Source organism: Serratia sp. PF-27, from assembly GCF_030053255.1.
Taxonomy (GTDB): domain Bacteria; phylum Pseudomonadota; class Gammaproteobacteria; order Enterobacterales; family Enterobacteriaceae; genus Serratia; species Serratia bockelmannii.
In genome coordinates this window covers 452,489-467,955 of the sequence record NZ_JASGBT010000023.1, presented here as the reverse complement: position 1 = coordinate 467,955, position 15,467 = coordinate 452,489, and the positions used below count along the sequence as shown (strand labels likewise).

The window sequence follows — 15,467 nt, the reverse complement described above, 5'->3', positions numbered from 1 at the left end:
GTCTATTAATAGAGTAGCAGTTCTATCTTATCGCCAAGCCGTCTATCTCACGATGCTCGCTTCAGGCTACTCTGTCCTTTGTATATCGGGGGAGAAACGCATGAATATCGACGATGAACTGCAGGCGCTCAGCGAACAGGAAGCGACGCTGGCCTTTACCCATTTTGACGCCACCACCGCCTGGGAGCTGGGCGCGGCGCTGAAAACCGCCGCCGAGCGACGCGGCCTGAGCATCGCCATCGAAATCCAACTGGCCGGGCAGACGCTGTTTTATTACGCCATGCCGGGCGCCACGCCGGACATCGCCGACTGGGTGCGGCGCAAGCGCAATCTGGTGAACCATTTTCACAAAAGTTCTTACGCCATCGGCCAGCGTTACGGGCTGAGCGTGCGCGACTATTCGGTGCACGGTGGCGCCTTCCCGCTCACCCTGACCGGCCTCGGCTGCGTCGGCAGCATCAGCATTTCCGGCGCGCCGCAGAAGGAAGATCACCAGCTGTTGGTAAGCACTTTAGCCCACTTTCTCGGCTTATCCCTACCCGCTCTGCACTAACCGCCAAAACCTTGATGATTCCTTTCTTTTTCAGCCGCAGAATCTGCGGCTTACTTACCTCTTAACGGCATTTAGCGCCGGATAAAACGACGACTCTCTGATTTCCTGTGCCAAATTGACGCAGGTCTGGTAATCCGCTGAACAAAAGGCGTATGGTATCTGTCACGTGACAAGACGGACCTCATCGGGCCCGCCATTCCTTTCACTTTTGAAGATTTGGTACGCACCGTAGATGAAAACGCATGAAATAAACAAAATTCGCCCCTTCAGCGCGCTGATAGATGCCTGCTGGCGGGAACCTTATAGCCTGGCGCGGTTGCTGAAAGACGCCATCGCCGGGGTGACGGTCGGTATTATCGCCATTCCGCTGGCGATGGCGCTGGCGATCGCCAGCGGCGTGCCGCCGCAGTACGGCCTGTATACCGCCGCCATCGCCGGCATCGTCATCGCCGTCAGCGGCGGTTCGCGCTACAGCGTCTCCGGCCCCACCGCCGCCTTCGTGGTGATCCTCTATCCGGTCTCGCAGCAGTTTGGCCTGGCCGGCTTGCTGGTCGCCACGCTGATCTCCGGGGTATTTCTGCTGCTGATGGGGCTGGCGCGCTTTGGCCGGCTGATCGAATACATTCCGCTGCCGGTGACGCTGGGCTTTACCTCCGGCATTGCCATCACCATCGCCACCATGCAGATCAAGGACTTTTTCGGCCTGCAGCTGGCGCACACGCCGGAAAATTACGTTGGCAAGCTGTACGCCCTGCTGCAGGCGCTGCCGACGCTGGATTTCGGCGATACCCTAATCGGCGCGGTGACGCTGCTGATCCTGATCTTCTGGCCCAAGCTCGGCCTGCGGGTGCCGGGCCACCTGCCGGCGCTGCTGGCGGGCACCGCGCTGATGGGGCTGCTGGCGCTGTTTGACCACCCGGTGGCAACCATCGGCTCGCGCTTCAGCTACCTGCTGGCCGACGGCAGCAGCGGCCAAGGCATTCCGCCGATCCTGCCGCAGCTGTTGCTGCCCTGGGATCTGCCGGGCGGCGGCGGGCAGCCGTTCACTCTGAGTTGGCAAACCGTCTCCGCCCTGCTGCCGGCGGCGTTTTCGATGGCAATGCTCGGCGCGATCGAGTCACTGCTGTGCGCCGTGGTGCTCGACGGCATGACCGGCAAGAAGCATAACTCGAACAGCGAACTGATCGGCCAGGGCGCGGGCAACATCATCGCGCCGTTCTTCGGCGGCATCACCGCTACCGCCGCGATTGCCCGTTCGGCGGCCAACGTGCGCGCCGGTGCCACCTCACCGGTATCCGCCATCATCCACGCGCTGCTGGTGCTGTTGGCGCTGCTGGTGCTGGCGCCGTGGCTCTCTTATCTGCCGCTGGCGGCCATGGCGGCGCTGCTGTTGATGGTCGCCTGGAACATGAGTGAGGCCCACAAGGTGGTTTACCTGCTGCGCCGGGCGCCGAAGGACGACATTCTGGTGCTGCTGCTGTGCATGTCGCTGACGGTGCTGTTCGACATGGTGATCGCCATTACCGTGGGCATCGTGCTGGCTTCGCTGCTGTTTATGCGCCGCATCGCCCGCATGACGCGGTTGAGCGAGCTGAGTGCCGGCGACGGCCGCCTGGTGCTGCGGGTGAACGGCCCGCTGTTCTTCGCCGCCGCCGAGCGCATCTTTACCGAACTGCTGGCGCGCAGCGAAGGTTACCGCACGATCGTGCTGCAATGGGATGCGGTGCCGGTGCTCGATGCCGGCGGTCTGAGCGCCCTGCGTCGCTTTATCGACGTGCTGCCGGCGGACAAGAAACTGGTGATCACCGACGTGCCGTTCCAGCCGCTGAAAACCCTGGCGCGTGCGCGGGTGCAGCCGATCGAGGGCCGCTTGCAGTTCTACCCGACGCTGCCGGAAGCGCTGGCGGCCACCGGCGCCTAAACGTAAAAAAGCCCGACGAGTCGGGCTTTTTTTATGGCGACGAGCGCTTAGTTGCTGGTATCCAACTCCGGGAAGCTCTTCACCAGGTCGTCGATGGCTTTCATCTGCGCCAAGAACGGCTCCAGCTTGTCCAACGGCAGCGCGGAAGGACCGTCGCACTTGGCGTTGTTCGGATCCGGGTGCGCTTCGAGGAACAGGCCGGCCAGGCCAACCGCCATGCCGGCGCGCGCCAACTCGGCCACCTGAGCGCGGCGGCCGCCGGATGCGGCGCCGAACGGATCGCGGGTCTGCAGCGCGTGGGTCACGTCGAAGATCACCGGATGGCCGCCGGTCACGTTCTTCATCACGTTGATGCCCAGCATGTCGACCACCAGGTTGTCATAACCAAAGTTGCTGCCGCGATCGCACAGGATCACCTGGTCGTTGCCGCCTTCTTTGAATTTGTCGACGATGTTGCCCATCTGCCCCGGGCTGACGAACTGTGGCTTCTTGACGTTGATCACCGCGCCGGTTTTCGCCATCGCTTCCACCAGATCGGTCTGACGCGCCAGGAAGGCCGGCAGTTGGATCACGTCAACCACTTCAGAAACCGGCTGCGCCTGCGCCACTTCATGCACGTCGGTGATGATTTTCACGCCGAAGGTTTTCTTCAGCTCTTCGAAGATCTTCATCCCTTCTTCCAGGCCCGGACCGCGGTACGAGTGGATGGAAGAACGGTTGGCTTTGTCGAAAGAGGCTTTGAATACGTAAGGAATGCCCAGTTTTTGCGTCACGGTGACGTAGTGCTCGCAGATGCTCATCGCCAGATCGCGCGATTCCAGCACGTTCATACCGCCAAACAGCACAAACGGCAGGTCGTTTGCTACGTCGATGTCGCCAATGCTAACCACTTTCTGTTTCATGCTTTCGCCTTTGTTAAGGTTGTAACCGTCGCCTTGCAAACTGCACGGAGTCATTGAATTAATGCAGCGTCACCTGTTTCGGCTCAATCGAGTGGATCTGTACTTTGATCACTTCGCTGACCGGGTCTTCAGGACACTGCTCGACAAAATAGTTGAGATCGGAAATCGCGATGTGGTTGCACTCCAGCTGGGCATAAATCAGCCCGCGGTCGCGGATCTCGTAAGGATCTTCCGGATCGAAGCACAGCACCGTTTCGCTGGTGCGCAGCGCCATTTCCAGCTGCTTTTCTTCCATCAGGGCGGCCTTCAGCGTATCCAACATCTTGCGCACCACCATGATGTTCTCCGACTCGTCGAGGTCGTCGTCTTCCAGTTCGGCGCCCAGCCCCAGGTTGCCCTTGATCCACACTTCCAGCTGGTGCTCGCTCAAGGTTTCGCCGTTCAGCGGGTTGATCAGCCACAGCTCTTCGTCCAGCCAATCGGCGCGCAGGATCAGCTGAGTGGGGAAAATCACCGGCAACAGAGGCAGATCCAGCGCGTTGGCGATGTGCAGGAAAATGGTGCCTAGCGAGACCGGCGTGCCCTGCCGCCCTTCCAGCACCTTGTCCAGCCAGATGGCGTCCGACAGGCGGTAAACGCCGCTGGCGCCGCCGAACCCCCAGGTTTTGTAGAACAGTTCGATGAGCGCATCCAGTTGCTGCTCCTGAGTGATATCGACCGGCACCGCCGCACGCGCTTCATCCACCAGCTGTTGCAGCTTGCGCTCCACGTCGGCAGCGGGAAAATCGCGCCGCACCGACTGCGACACCAGGATCACCCCTTCGCTCAGCGGCGAGGTGTTAAATTCAAAATCAGCAATGCTACTCATAGGTATCCCATCAGAAACGGTATTTTCGTCGTGGCAAGTTTAATTATCAGATACAGACAGCCCAACGCCAGCATGAACGCCACGGTTCGCAGCCGCTGACTTTTGGTCTTCTTGCCCAATGCGACGTAGCCAAGCAGGATATAGATAATAACGCCAAACAGCTTCTCGGTCAGCCATGAGTCCATACCCAGCAGCGGATAAAACCCGAACGTCACCACCAACGCGATGCCGCTGACGAACAGCAGCGTGTCATTCAGGTGCGGCGCTACCTTGACCCAGCGGCGGCCCATGATCGGCGAGCGGCGCCACTGCCAAAAGAAACGCAGCACAAACAAGGTAATACTGATGGCGACCGTCAGCAAATGGAAATGTTTCAACGCGGTGTATGCAGTCATGATGCTCCCTTAAATGGCCCGGGCGTCGTTATTATGAGTGGCGCTTATCCCGGCCATTGGCCGAGCGTCACGCGGTCGTTGTCGCCGTAATCACGGTGGGTGGCGACAGCGGAAAATCCGGCGGCCTGCAGCAGCGCGCGCACGCTCTCGCCCTGCTGCCAACCATGTTCCAACAGCAGCCAGCCCTGCGACTGCAAATAATGCGGCGCCTGGCGCACGATGGCGGCCAGATCCGCCAGCCCGTGCTCGGCGGCAACCAGCGCGCTACCGGGTTCAAAGCGCACGTCGCCCTGCGACAAATGCGGATCGGCGGCGTCGATATAGGGCGGATTGCTGGCGATCAGCGCGAAGCGTTGCCCCGCCACCGGCGCAAACCAGCTGCCCTGTAGAAATCGGACGTTGTCGATCTTCAGCTTGTGCGCATTGTGCTGCGCCAGCGCAACCGCCTCCGGCTGCACATCGATGCCGATAGCCGAACAATCCGGGCGCTCACTGGCCAGCGCCAGCGCGATGGCGCCGGTGCCGGTGCCGAGATCGAGGAAATGGCAGGGTTGCGGCGGCAGGCGCGCCAGCGCCAGTTCCACCAGGCATTCGGTATCCGGGCGTGGGATCAGCGTCGCCGGCGAAACCGACAGCGGCAGCGACCAAAACTCGCGCTCGCCCACCAGATAGGCCACCGGCTCACCGCGTTCGCGGCGCGCCAGCAGCGTCTCCAGCTGCTGTTGCTGCGGCGGCGTCAGCAGGGTTTCGCCGAACGCCATCAGGAAGGTTCTGGCCTTGCCGGTCACGAAACCCAACAGGATTTCCGCGTCGCGCCGGGCGCTGTCGCTGTGGGTCAAACGCGCGGCGGCGGCTTTCAGCCAGTATTGATAATCCATCACTCTTGCTCGGCGGACAGCGCAGCCAGCTGATCGGCCTGATACTCCTGCACGATCGGCTGGATCAGCATGTCCAGTTTGCCTTCCATCACTTCGTCCAGACGGTAGAGCGTCAGGTTGATGCGGTGGTCGGTTACCCGCCCCTGCGGGAAGTTGTAGGTGCGGTTGCGGTCGGAACGATCGCCGCTGCCCAGCAGGTTGCGGCGAGTGGACGCCTCGGCCTGCTGGCGCTTGGCCATCTCGGCGGCGCGAATGCGCGCGCCCAGCACCGACATCGCCTTGGCTTTATTTTTGTGCTGCGAACGTTCGTCCTGGCACTCCACCACGATGCCGGTCGGCAGGTGGGTGATGCGGATCGCCGAGTCGGTGGTGTTAACGTGCTGGCCGCCGGCGCCGGAGGAGCGGAAGGTGTCGATTTTCAGATCGCCCGGGTTGATGTCCGGCAGCTCGGCTTCCGGCACTTCCGGCATCACCGCCACGGTACAGGCGGAGGTGTGGATGCGCCCCTGGGATTCGGTTTCCGGCACGCGCTGCACGCGGTGCCCGCCGGATTCAAACTTCAGCTGACCGTACACGCCATCGCCGGAAACTTTGGCAATCACTTCTTTGAAACCGCCGTGTTCGCCTTCGTTGGCGCTCATCACCTCGACACGCCAGCGGCGGCTTTCCGCATAGCGGCTGTACATGCGGAACAGATCGCCGGCAAAGATCGCCGCCTCATCGCCGCCGGTGCCGGCGCGCACTTCGAGGAAGCAGCTGCGCTCATCGTCCGGATCTTTCGGCAGCAGCAACACCTGCAGCTGCTGCTCCAGCGCTTCGCTGGTCGCCCGCGCCTGTTTCAGCTCTTCCTGCGCCATCTCGCGCATTTCCGGATCGTCCAGCATCATTTCCGCCGTCTCCAGATCCTCCTGCACCTGACGCCATTCCAGGAAGCAGCGGCTGACGTCGGTCAGCTGCGCGTATTCTCGCGACAGCGCGCGGAACCGGTCTTGCTCGGCGATGACGCCGGCATCGCCGAGCAGCGCCTGCACTTCTTCATGGCGCTCTTGTAACGCTTCCAGTTTGGCAACAATAGAAGGCTTCATGCGTGGTAATAAACCCTGTTAATAGAGAAAACTAATGCTGATCCAGCCCGAGGCTGTCGCGTAATAACTGCAACCGCTCCACGTCGCCGTCGCCGGCGGCCTGCTGGAGGGATTTGGTAGGGGCATGAATAAGACGGTTGGTCAGTTTATGGGCCAGCTCGTGAATAACCTGCTCCACGTTGGCGCCCTGCGCGATGGCGGCCAGCGCTTTGGCCTCCATTTCCGCGCGAATTTGGTCAGCCTGCGAACGGTAGTCGCGGATGGTTTCCACCGCGCCCTGCGAACGCAGCCAGGCCATGAAGTTGATGCTTTCCTGCTGCACGATCGACTCCGCCTGCACCGCCGCCGCTTTGCGCTGCGCCAGGTTGCTTTGAATGATGGCGTGCAGATCGTCCACGCTGTACAGATAAGCGTTGGCCAGTTTGCCGACTTCCGGCTCGATATCGCGCGGTACGGCGATATCCACCAGCAGCATCGGCTGGTTGCGGCGCGCCTTCAGCGCGCGCTCCACCATCCCCTTACCGATGATCGGCAGCGGGCTGGCGGTGGAGCTGATGATGATGTCGGCGTCCGCCAGGCGTTCGTCGATCTCCGGCAGGGTGATCACTTCTGCGCCCACCTCGTCCGCCAGCAGCTGCGCGCGCTCGCGGGTGCGGTTGGCGATGATCATGTGCCGCACTTTGTGTTCGCGCAGGTGGCGCGCCACCAGCTCGATGGTTTCACCGGCGCCCACCAGCAAGACGTTGAGATCGGCCAGCGATTCGAAGATCTGCCGCGCTAGGGTACAGGCAGCAAACGCTACGGAGACCGCGCTGGCGCCGATTTCGGTTTCGGTGCGCACGCGCTTGGCGACGGAGAAGGATTTCTGGAACAGACGCTCCAGCTCGCCGGACAGCGACTGGCCGCGTTGCGACTCGGCGAAGGCCTTTTTCACCTGGCCGAGGATCTGCGGTTCGCCCAATACCAGTGAGTCCAACCCGCTGGCCACCCGCATCAGATGGCTGACCGCGTCGTTGCCCTGATGCCAGTACAGGCTTTTCTTCACCTCTTCCGGGCGCAGGTTGTGATATGCGCACAGCCAGGCGACCAGCTGCTCGTGCATGTGTTCCTGTTGCTCTACGCTGAGGTACAGCTCGGTGCGGTTGCAGGTGGACAACACGACACCGCCCTGCACCAACGGTTGTTGGAGCAAGCTGGTCAGCGCCTCATCGATGGACTCTGGCGAGAAGGTCACCCTTTCACGCAGAGAAACCGGAGCGGTTTTGTGATTTATACCTAACGCCAGCAGGGTCATTGCTTCGAGTAATACTTATCTTGGTACGGGTTCTCGTTGAACGGCATTCTACTTGATGCGCGGGATCAATAAAAGTAACAACCGCATCTTCCGTTCAATCGCTGTCATAGATGACATCAATTAATGAATAAGCAATAAATACAGCGGGATAAATAGTCATAGGCTAGGTTGATTGCTTAAATTTTAGCGCAGTTTGCGATAACGCGCACGCTATTCGGCGTACGCAACGGCGGCGTTTGCGCAACTCCGGCACCGCTTATCGGGCGCGCCTCCCCGCCTTTAGGCGATTGTGTTACGCTTAATGGCGACCCCGACGCGCGTACCGGGTTGGCATTGCGCCGGCAAAAGCGGAAAGATTCAACGCGATGCAGCAAAAAATTGACGCGCCGCCGCCGCCCCGTTAGCGTGAGCGCTGAATCCGGGTTTCGTCGCGCATGCCCGCAAGGACAAAAGGACAAGAGAAAGTTATGCCAATACGCAAAGTTAGTTTGCTCCGTCTGATCCCGCTGGCCAGCCTGGTGCTGGCCGCCTGTACCACCACCAAGCCGACCGGCCCGGCCACCAGCCCGACTTCACCGCAGTGGCGCGCCCATGAGCAGGCAGTGCAACAGCTCAGCACCTATCAGACCCGCGGCTCCTTCGCCTACTTGTCTGATCAGAAAAAAGTCTACGCCCGCTTCTTCTGGCAGCAGTTCTCGCCGGAGCGCTACCGCCTGCTGCTGACCAACCCGCTGGGCAGCACGGAAATGGATCTCAACGTGCAGAAAAACGTGGTGCAGCTGACCGACAACCAGGGCAAACGCTACGTCAGCGACAACCCGGAAGAGATGATCCGCAAGCTGACCGGCATGGCGATCCCGCTGAACAACCTGCGCCAGTGGATGCTCGGCCTGCCGGGCGAAGCCAGCGATTTTGCGCTGGATGACCAATATCGCCTGAGCAAGCTGACCTACCAGCAAGGCGGCCAGACCTGGAAAGTGGATTACCAGGGCTACAGCAACGAGGTGCAGCCGACGCTGCCGAACCGCCTGGAGCTGCAGCAGGGCGACCAGCGCATCAAGCTGAAGATGGATAACTGGACGCTCAAATGATCCGCCAGTGGCCCTCCCCCGCGAAACTCAACCTGTTTTTGTACATCACCGGCCGTCGTGAAGACGGCTATCACCTGCTGCAGACGCTGTTCCAGTTTCTGGACTACGGCGATACCCTGACCATCGACCCTCGCCAGGACGACCGCATTCATCTGCTGACGCCGGTCGACGGCGTTCCAGACGAGCAGAACCTGATCGTGCGCGCCGCCCGCCTGCTGCAGCGCTATTGCGATGAACGCGGCCTGCAAACCGCGCCGCGCGGCGCCGACATCAGCATCGACAAGCGCCTGCCGATGGGCGGCGGTTTGGGCGGCGGTTCCTCCAACGCCGCCACCGTGCTGGTGGCGCTGAACGAACTGTGGCGCTGCGGTCTTGGCGACGACCAACTGGCAGCGCTGGGGCTCAGCCTCGGCGCCGACGTGCCGGTGTTCGTGCGCGGCCACGCCGCCTTCGCCGAAGGCATCGGCGAGCGCCTGCAGCCGGCCGAGCCGCAGGAAAAATGGTATCTGGTGGCGCATCCTGGCGTCGGCATCCCGACGCCGGTTATCTTCGGCGACCCCGAATTAAAAAGAAACACCCCGGTTCGCTCCTTAAGTGAGCTGTTGCAGGCGCCGTACGCAAATGATTGCGAACCGATCGCAAGAAAACGTTTTCGCGAGGTTGAACAGCTTCTTTCATGGCTGTTAGAATACGCCCCGTCACGCCTGACTGGCACAGGTGCTTGTGTGTTTGCTGAATTCGACACAGAAATCGCCGCCCGTCAGGTGTTAAATCAAGCCCCGGAGTGGTTGTGTGGTTTTGTAGCGCGCGGCGTTAACGTCTCCCCACTACATCGCATTCGTTCCGGGCGGTTTGAGTCGTAGCCCAACGTTTCGCTGCGCAGGGTCATGCACACCTGGCCCTGTTATCCCTGCGCTGCCTGCGGTCTCAATTTTAGTTTTACATACCCGTATGTATATTGCGCCGGCGTCGCCGACTGCCCCTTGGCGATGTCGCATGACAATATCTTCTCTGGACGCAAGCCTGAGGTTCTTCTCGTGCCTGATATGAAGCTTTTTGCTGGTAACGCCACCCCGGAACTAGCACAACGTATTGCCAACCGTTTGTACACCAGCCTTGGTGACGCCGCTGTAGGTCGTTTTAGCGACGGCGAAGTGAGCGTGCAAATCAACGAAAATGTACGCGGCGGTGATATTTTCATCATCCAGTCCACCTGTGCCCCGACCAACGACAACCTGATGGAACTGGTTGTGATGGTCGACGCCCTGCGTCGCGCCTCCGCAGGTCGTATTACCGCCGTTATCCCTTACTTCGGCTATGCCCGCCAGGATCGCCGCGTGCGTTCCGCGCGTGTACCCATCACCGCCAAGGTGGTTGCCGATTTCCTCTCCAGCGTAGGGGTTGACCGCGTTCTGACGGTGGATCTGCATGCTGAGCAGATTCAAGGCTTCTTCGACGTACCGGTAGACAACGTGTTCGGCAGCCCGATCCTGCTGGAAGACATGCTGCAGCAGAACCTGGAAAACCCGATCGTGGTTTCCCCGGACATCGGCGGCGTAGTGCGTGCTCGCGCCATCGCCAAACTGCTGAACGACACCGACATGGCCATCATCGACAAACGCCGCCCGCGCGCGAACGTTTCTCAGGTGATGCACATCATCGGTGACGTGGCAGGCCGCGACTGCGTGCTGGTCGACGACATGATCGACACCGGCGGTACCTTGTGTAAAGCGGCTGAAGCGTTGAAAGAACGCGGTGCCAAGCGCGTATTCGCCTACGCGACGCACCCGATCTTCTCCGGCAACGCCGTGGACAACATCAAGAACTCGGTGATTGATGAAGTGATCGTCTGCGACACCATTCCGCTGTCGCCGGAAATCAAGGCACTGAAAAACGTTCGCACTCTGACCCTGTCCGGCATGCTGGCTGAAGCCATCCGCCGCATCAGCAACGAAGAGTCGATCTCTGCGATGTTCGAGCATTGATTCGTCGTCTTTCCGGTGCGGTGCCCACCGTGCCGGAAAGATAGCGAGCCCGACAGCAGAAAAAGAAAAACCCGTTGGTGCGTGAGCAACAACGGGTTTTCTACTCGTAGTCCAACATGACCTCAGACCTTAATGCACGGCAGATATTCCCTTGCCCTGCTCTTGCTTCCCTTCTGATTTTTTAATCAATGCGACGAACGATGTTGGTCGTTACGGCACCGTTTATCAAAGTGTTTTACCCACCAGTAGCGATCCGCCACCTGCTCGCGGCCGCCTATACGCGCGCCCACCAGCCATAACAGCGCGCCGACGAAGATACTCATGATGGCGCCGTGGGCGAAAAATTGCGGTAAATTGAACTGGGAAACTTCAGCAATAATGGAGTATCCAACGCCGCCGATCATCACGACCAGCCCCAGCCCCATAAAAAAGTTGCCCATTCTGTCCGCGCTTCTACGTTTCATATGCCACCTCCATGATTGCCATGTGCCAACCGGGATAACGCTGCAACTTGTTAACCCACTTTGATAAGTTAAGTATAGTCCTTGTTATGGCAAGGGGATTGCGGAGGCGATCACAAATGGTAAAGAATTATTGACACTTCTTAACACGCCACTGAAAATTAGCAGACAAATTGAATGATTCAGCTAATGAATCATTCGTCTTTCTTACCAACGCCGAAGGCAGAGATCGGATTTTGTCATTCACCGCCCCGACAGGTAGACTAAGGCCCTTTCCATTACCCTGATCATAGTGAATCTCCCAGTGAGCAGTATTAAATTGATAGTCGGCCTGGCCAACCCGGGCGCGGAATACGCCCAGACACGCCACAACGCCGGCGCCTGGTACGTCGATCTGCTGGCACAGCGCCACAATCAGCAGTTGAAAGAAGAGAGCAAGTTCTTCGGCTACACCGCCCGTTTGAATCTGGCGGGCAACGACGTGCGCCTGCTGGTGCCGACCACCTTCATGAACCTGAGCGGCAAAGCGGTGCTGGCGATGGCCAATTTCTACCGCATCGAACCCAACGAGATCCTGGTGGCGCACGACGAGCTGGATCTGCCGCCCGGCGTGGCAAAAATCAAGCTCGGCGGCGGCAACGGCGGCCACAACGGCCTGAAAGACATCCAAAACAAGTTCGGCAATAACCCGAACTTCTACCGCCTGCGCATCGGCATCGGCCATCCGGGCGACAAGAACAAGGTGGTGGGCTTCGTGCTCGGCAAGCCGCCGGCCAGCGAGCAGAAGATGATTGACGAAGCGATCGACGAGTCGCTGCGCTGCACCGAGATGCTGATGAAGGACGGGCTGGAAAAAACCGTTCAGCGCCTGCACAGCTTCAAGGCGCAGGCCTGAACCTTACCGCAGCGGGCGCCCTGCCCGCTGCCGGCTTTTAGCCGCGCGGGTTGAAGGTCTCCTCGCCCACGCGGCGATCATCGGCGGCGAACCCCTCTTCCGCCACGTAATACTGCGGATCGTCCAGTTCATGGCTGCAAAACGGCCCGGCGCGCTTGAGCAGGCGCACGCAGTCACCGCTCAGGTGGCGCAGACGAATGCTTTTCCCCGCCGCCAGATAACGCGCCGTCAGCTTATCGATCGCTTCTACGCCGCTGGAATCCATCACCCGGGTGCCGGCAAAGTCCAGCACCACGTTCTGCGGATCGCCTTGCGGCTCGAACAGCTCGGCAAAAGCCGCGGCCGAGCCGAAGAACAGCGGACCATCGAGCCGATACACCGCCACGTCGCCCGTCACCTGCCGCTGGCGCACGCGGATGCGTGCCTGCTGCCAGGCGAACACCAGCGCCGAGATAATCACCCCGCTGATCACCGCCACCGCCAGATCGGTAAAGATGGTGATCAACGTGACGGCGATCATCACCAGCGCGTCCGCCTTCGGCATACGACGCAAACGGCGCAGCGAACTCCACTCGAAAGTGTTGTAACACACCACCAGCATCACCCCGGCCAGCGCCGCCACTGGCAGCAGGCCGATATAGCGCGACAGGCTAACCACAAATAAAATCAGCAGGATAGCGCCCACCGTGCCGGAGATGCGCCCGCGCCCGCCCGAGGTGAAGTTGATGATCGACTGACCGATCATCGCACAACCGGCGAAGCAGCCGAACAGGCCGCACACCGCGTTACCGGCGCCCTGCGCGATGCTTTCGCGGTTACCGTTGCCCTTCTTGCCGCCCATTTCATCCAGCACCGTCATAGTCAGCAGCGATTCAATCAAACCGACCAGGGCAATCACTACTGCATAGGGTAGCACCACCCGCACCATCTCCAGGGTAAACGGCGCCGTCGGCAGGCTGAAGTGCGGCAGCGCGCCGGAAATGTCCGCCAGATCGCCCACCCGCAGCGTATGCAGATTGAGGCCGATCGCCAACGCCGAAACCACCAGCAGCGCCGCCAGCGAAGACGGAATGGCTTTGGTCAGGCGCGGGAACAGCACCACCACCGCAATCGCCAGCGCCACCAGGCCGTACATCAGCGGCCCCTGCCCGGCGATCATCTTCAGCTGCGCCAGCATGATGACGATCGCCAGGCCATTGACGAAGCCGTGGATCGCCGGCAGCGGCACCAGGCGAATGAACTTGCCCAGCCGGAAGGCGCCGATCAGGATTTGAATCCCCCCGGCAAACAGCGTGGCCCACAGCACGTAACCCATGCCGTACTGCGCCGCCAGACTCATCAGCACCACCACAATGGAACCTGCGGCGCCGGAAACCATGCCCGGCTTGCCGCCGAACAGCGCCGTGACCAGGCCGATAATAAACGCGGTATGTAAACCGACGATCGGCGAAAGACCGGCGACCAGCGAAAAGCCGACCGCCTCGGGGATCATCGAAACCGCCACCACAAAGCCCGCCAGGACTTCATTTTTAACGTCCGCGATCCTGACGTTACTCAGGTTAAACATGCATTATTCACTTATGACAGATGACATCATCTCCCCGCGTAGCGGGTATGGGGTACCGCAAGGGGCGGCAGACTGCAGGCGGGCACAGCTCAGGGTGGCGTAGGCAAGAAATACATCCGGCGCGTTTCCTGTCGGTTAATCGGAACGGCCAGTATGGTTAAATGTGATCCAAATCTCAATCAAAAACCGGTCGCCCGCGCTGCATTCGCCCCGGCCAAGCAAGTCTGATCGAGATAAACGCCCATTACGTGTATAATAGCGGCATTATTTTGCCCTTTATGCAGTTGGTTAAATCTAACCGACTGATAGTTAAGATATTTAAGGTGATTACAACATGGGATTCAAATGCGGTATCGTCGGCCTGCCTAACGTAGGCAAATCCACCCTGTTCAACGCGTTGACCAAAGCGGGCATTGAAGCAGCCAACTTCCCGTTCTGCACCATTGAACCGAACACCGGTGTGGTGCCGATGCCCGATCCGCGTCTGGATAAGCTGGCCGAGATCGTCAAGCCGCAGCGCATTCTGCCGACCACCATGGAATTCGTCGACATCGCCGGCCTGGTGAAAGGCGCGTCCAAGGGTGAAGGCCTGGGCAACCAGTTCCTGACCAACATCCGCGAAACCGAAGCCATCGGCCACGTGGTGCGCTGCTTCGAGAACGACAACATCATTCACGTCAACAACAAGGTCGATCCGGCCGAAGACATCGACGTGATCAACACCGAACTGGCGCTGTCTGACCTGGACACCTGCGAGCGCGCCATCCACCGCGTGCAGAAGAAAGCCAAAGGCGGCGACAAAGACGCCAAAGCCGAGCTGGCGGCGCTGGAGAAATGCCTGCCGCACCTGGAAAACGCCGGCATGCTGCGCGCGCTGGATCTGAGCGACGAAGACAAAGCGGCGATCAAATACCTGAGCTTCCTGACCCTGAAGCCAACCATGTACATCGCCAACGTCAACGAAGACGGCTTCGAGAACAACCCGTACCTGGACACCGTGCGTAAAATCGCCGACGCCGAAGGCTCCGTGGTGGTTGCCGTGTGCGCCGCCGTGGAATCCGACATCGCCGAGCTGGAAGACGAAGATCGCGACGAGTTCATGGCAGAACTGGGCCTGGAAGAGCCGGGCCTGAACCGCGTGATCCGCGCCGGTTACGAGCTGCTGAACCTGCAAACCTACTTCACCGCCGGCGTGAAAGAAGTGCGCGCCTGGACCATCCCGGTCGGCGCCACCGCCCCGCAGGCTGCCGGCAAGATCCACACCGACTTCGAGAAAGGCTTTATCCGCGCGCAAACCATCGCCTTTGACGACTTCATCACCTACAAGGGTGAGCAAGGCGCCAAAGAAGCCGGCAAAATGCGCTCAGAAGGTAAAGACTACATCGTCAAAGACGGCGACGTGATGAACTTCCTGTTCAACGTCTAATTCCTTCCCCGCAGCGTTTTTCTCCGCTGCCGGAAACGGAAAAATCCACGCTTCGGCGTGGATTTTTTTTGTCTCGCGATTCCGCGTGTTAGCGCTCTGGATAAGAATCTAATGTCAAAGGCACAACGCACTGAACGTTACGATGA

At 60.1% G+C, this 15,467-nt stretch carries 15 protein-coding genes; 7 read left to right on the top strand and 8 right to left on the bottom strand.

Annotated elements, in window-relative coordinates:
• The first annotated feature begins 100 nt into the window (after positions 1 to 100).
• Positions 101 to 553 carry a heme-degrading domain-containing protein gene (locus QMZ29_RS25590; protein WP_282980752.1) on the top strand — a complete coding sequence of 151 codons (453 nt, stop codon included), beginning with the start codon at positions 101 to 103 and terminating at the stop codon, positions 551 to 553.
• 232 nt (positions 554 to 785) lie between these two features.
• Entirely contained in the window at positions 786 to 2,474 is a 1,689-nt protein-coding gene (gene dauA, locus QMZ29_RS25585) for a C4-dicarboxylic acid transporter DauA (protein WP_060442610.1), read from the top strand.
• A 47-nt stretch (positions 2,475 to 2,521) separates the two neighbouring features.
• Here the strand turns inward: dauA and kdsA are convergent, their stop codons facing one another.
• Genes kdsA through hemA form a run of 6 tightly spaced genes read right to left on the bottom strand, consistent with a single transcriptional unit; the run spans position 2,522 to position 7,896 of the window.
• Entirely contained in the window at positions 2,522 to 3,376 is an 855-nt protein-coding gene (gene kdsA, locus QMZ29_RS25580; protein WP_025302497.1) for a 3-deoxy-8-phosphooctulonate synthase, read from the bottom strand.
• Positions 3,377 to 3,434: 58 nt separating this feature from the next.
• Positions 3,435 to 4,244 (bottom strand): invasion regulator SirB1, encoded by an 810-nt coding sequence (gene sirB1, locus QMZ29_RS25575; RefSeq protein WP_016928096.1) that lies wholly within the window; start codon positions 4,242 to 4,244, stop codon positions 3,435 to 3,437.
• On the bottom strand, positions 4,241 to 4,642 hold the full coding sequence (locus QMZ29_RS25570) for a SirB2 family protein (protein ID WP_169541429.1): 402 nt from the start codon (positions 4,640 to 4,642) through the stop codon (positions 4,241 to 4,243). Before QMZ29_RS25570 ends, sirB1 begins: the two co-directional genes overlap by 4 nt.
• A 41-nt stretch (positions 4,643 to 4,683) precedes the next feature.
• Positions 4,684 to 5,517 (bottom strand): peptide chain release factor N(5)-glutamine methyltransferase, encoded by an 834-nt coding sequence (gene prmC, locus QMZ29_RS25565; RefSeq protein WP_127146177.1) that lies wholly within the window; start codon positions 5,515 to 5,517, stop codon positions 4,684 to 4,686.
• Positions 5,517 to 6,602, bottom strand: a complete 1,086-nt coding sequence (prfA, locus tag QMZ29_RS25560) for a peptide chain release factor 1 (protein WP_016928099.1) — start codon at positions 6,600 to 6,602, stop codon at positions 5,517 to 5,519. Before prfA ends, prmC begins: the two co-directional genes overlap by 1 nt.
• 31 nt (positions 6,603 to 6,633) lie before the next feature.
• Positions 6,634 to 7,896 (bottom strand): glutamyl-tRNA reductase, encoded by a 1,263-nt coding sequence (gene hemA / locus QMZ29_RS25555; protein ID WP_025302494.1) that lies wholly within the window; start codon positions 7,894 to 7,896, stop codon positions 6,634 to 6,636.
• Between the two features lie 467 nt (positions 7,897 to 8,363).
• Between hemA and lolB the strand changes: the two genes are divergently transcribed.
• From lolB to prs, 3 genes are all read left to right on the top strand, one after another.
• Positions 8,364 to 8,987, top strand: coding sequence for a lipoprotein insertase outer membrane protein LolB (lolB, locus tag QMZ29_RS25550; protein WP_025302493.1), 624 nt, complete (start codon positions 8,364 to 8,366; stop codon positions 8,985 to 8,987).
• Complete coding sequence (gene ispE, locus QMZ29_RS25545) at positions 8,984 to 9,850, top strand: 4-(cytidine 5'-diphospho)-2-C-methyl-D-erythritol kinase (protein ID WP_049207164.1); 867 nt, start codon at positions 8,984 to 8,986, stop codon at positions 9,848 to 9,850. The genes lolB and ispE overlap by 4 nt, the downstream gene beginning before the upstream one ends.
• Before the next feature lie 174 nt (positions 9,851 to 10,024).
• The gene (gene prs / locus QMZ29_RS25540) at positions 10,025 to 10,972 is read left to right on the top strand and encodes a ribose-phosphate diphosphokinase (protein WP_004941061.1); all 948 of its coding nucleotides are present in this window, start codon (positions 10,025 to 10,027) and stop codon (positions 10,970 to 10,972) included.
• Positions 10,973 to 11,157: 185 nt separating this feature from the next.
• Here the strand turns inward: prs and ychH are convergent, their stop codons facing one another.
• Complete coding sequence (ychH, locus tag QMZ29_RS25535) at positions 11,158 to 11,436, bottom strand: stress-induced protein YchH (RefSeq protein WP_025302491.1); 279 nt, start codon at positions 11,434 to 11,436, stop codon at positions 11,158 to 11,160.
• A 301-nt stretch (positions 11,437 to 11,737) separates the two neighbouring features.
• On the opposite strand from ychH, the gene pth reads away from it, so the two are divergent.
• Positions 11,738 to 12,328 (top strand): aminoacyl-tRNA hydrolase, encoded by a 591-nt coding sequence (gene pth, locus QMZ29_RS25530; protein WP_004941053.1) that lies wholly within the window; start codon positions 11,738 to 11,740, stop codon positions 12,326 to 12,328.
• A gap of 37 nt (positions 12,329 to 12,365) precedes the next feature.
• Here pth and QMZ29_RS25525 read toward each other — a convergent pair whose 3' ends face one another.
• Positions 12,366 to 13,895 carry a SulP family inorganic anion transporter gene (locus QMZ29_RS25525; protein ID WP_025302490.1) on the bottom strand — a complete coding sequence of 510 codons (1,530 nt, stop codon included), beginning with the start codon at positions 13,893 to 13,895 and terminating at the stop codon, positions 12,366 to 12,368.
• Between the two features lie 334 nt (positions 13,896 to 14,229).
• Between QMZ29_RS25525 and ychF the strand changes: the two genes are divergently transcribed.
• Positions 14,230 to 15,321 carry a redox-regulated ATPase YchF gene (ychF, locus tag QMZ29_RS25520; RefSeq protein ID WP_049211448.1) on the top strand — a complete coding sequence of 364 codons (1,092 nt, stop codon included), beginning with the start codon at positions 14,230 to 14,232 and terminating at the stop codon, positions 15,319 to 15,321.
• The last annotated feature ends 146 nt before the right edge of the window (positions 15,322 to 15,467 follow it).

Bases quoted from the DNA above. Each gene is read 5' to 3' on its own strand.
- hemA (WP_025302494.1), bottom strand. From the start codon at position 7,896: ATGACCCTGCTGGCGTTAGGTATAAATCACAAAACCGCTCCGGTTTCT.
- QMZ29_RS25590 (WP_282980752.1), top strand. From the start codon at position 101: ATGAATATCGACGATGAACTGCAGGCGCTCAGCGAACAGGAAGCGACG.
- lolB (WP_025302493.1), top strand. From the start codon at position 8,364: ATGCCAATACGCAAAGTTAGTTTGCTCCGTCTGATCCCGCTGGCCAGC.
- dauA (WP_060442610.1), top strand. From the start codon at position 786: ATGAAAACGCATGAAATAAACAAAATTCGCCCCTTCAGCGCGCTGATA.
- ychF (WP_049211448.1), top strand. From the start codon at position 14,230: ATGGGATTCAAATGCGGTATCGTCGGCCTGCCTAACGTAGGCAAATCC.
- sirB1 (WP_016928096.1), bottom strand. From the start codon at position 4,244: ATGAGTAGCATTGCTGATTTTGAATTTAACACCTCGCCGCTGAGCGAA.
- ispE (WP_049207164.1), top strand. From the start codon at position 8,984: ATGATCCGCCAGTGGCCCTCCCCCGCGAAACTCAACCTGTTTTTGTAC.
- prmC (WP_127146177.1), bottom strand. From the start codon at position 5,517: ATGGATTATCAATACTGGCTGAAAGCCGCCGCCGCGCGTTTGACCCAC.
- ychH (WP_025302491.1), bottom strand. From the start codon at position 11,436: ATGAAACGTAGAAGCGCGGACAGAATGGGCAACTTTTTTATGGGGCTG.
- kdsA (WP_025302497.1), bottom strand. From the start codon at position 3,376: ATGAAACAGAAAGTGGTTAGCATTGGCGACATCGACGTAGCAAACGAC.
- QMZ29_RS25525 (WP_025302490.1), bottom strand. From the start codon at position 13,895: ATGTTTAACCTGAGTAACGTCAGGATCGCGGACGTTAAAAATGAAGTC.
- prfA (WP_016928099.1), bottom strand. From the start codon at position 6,602: ATGAAGCCTTCTATTGTTGCCAAACTGGAAGCGTTACAAGAGCGCCAT.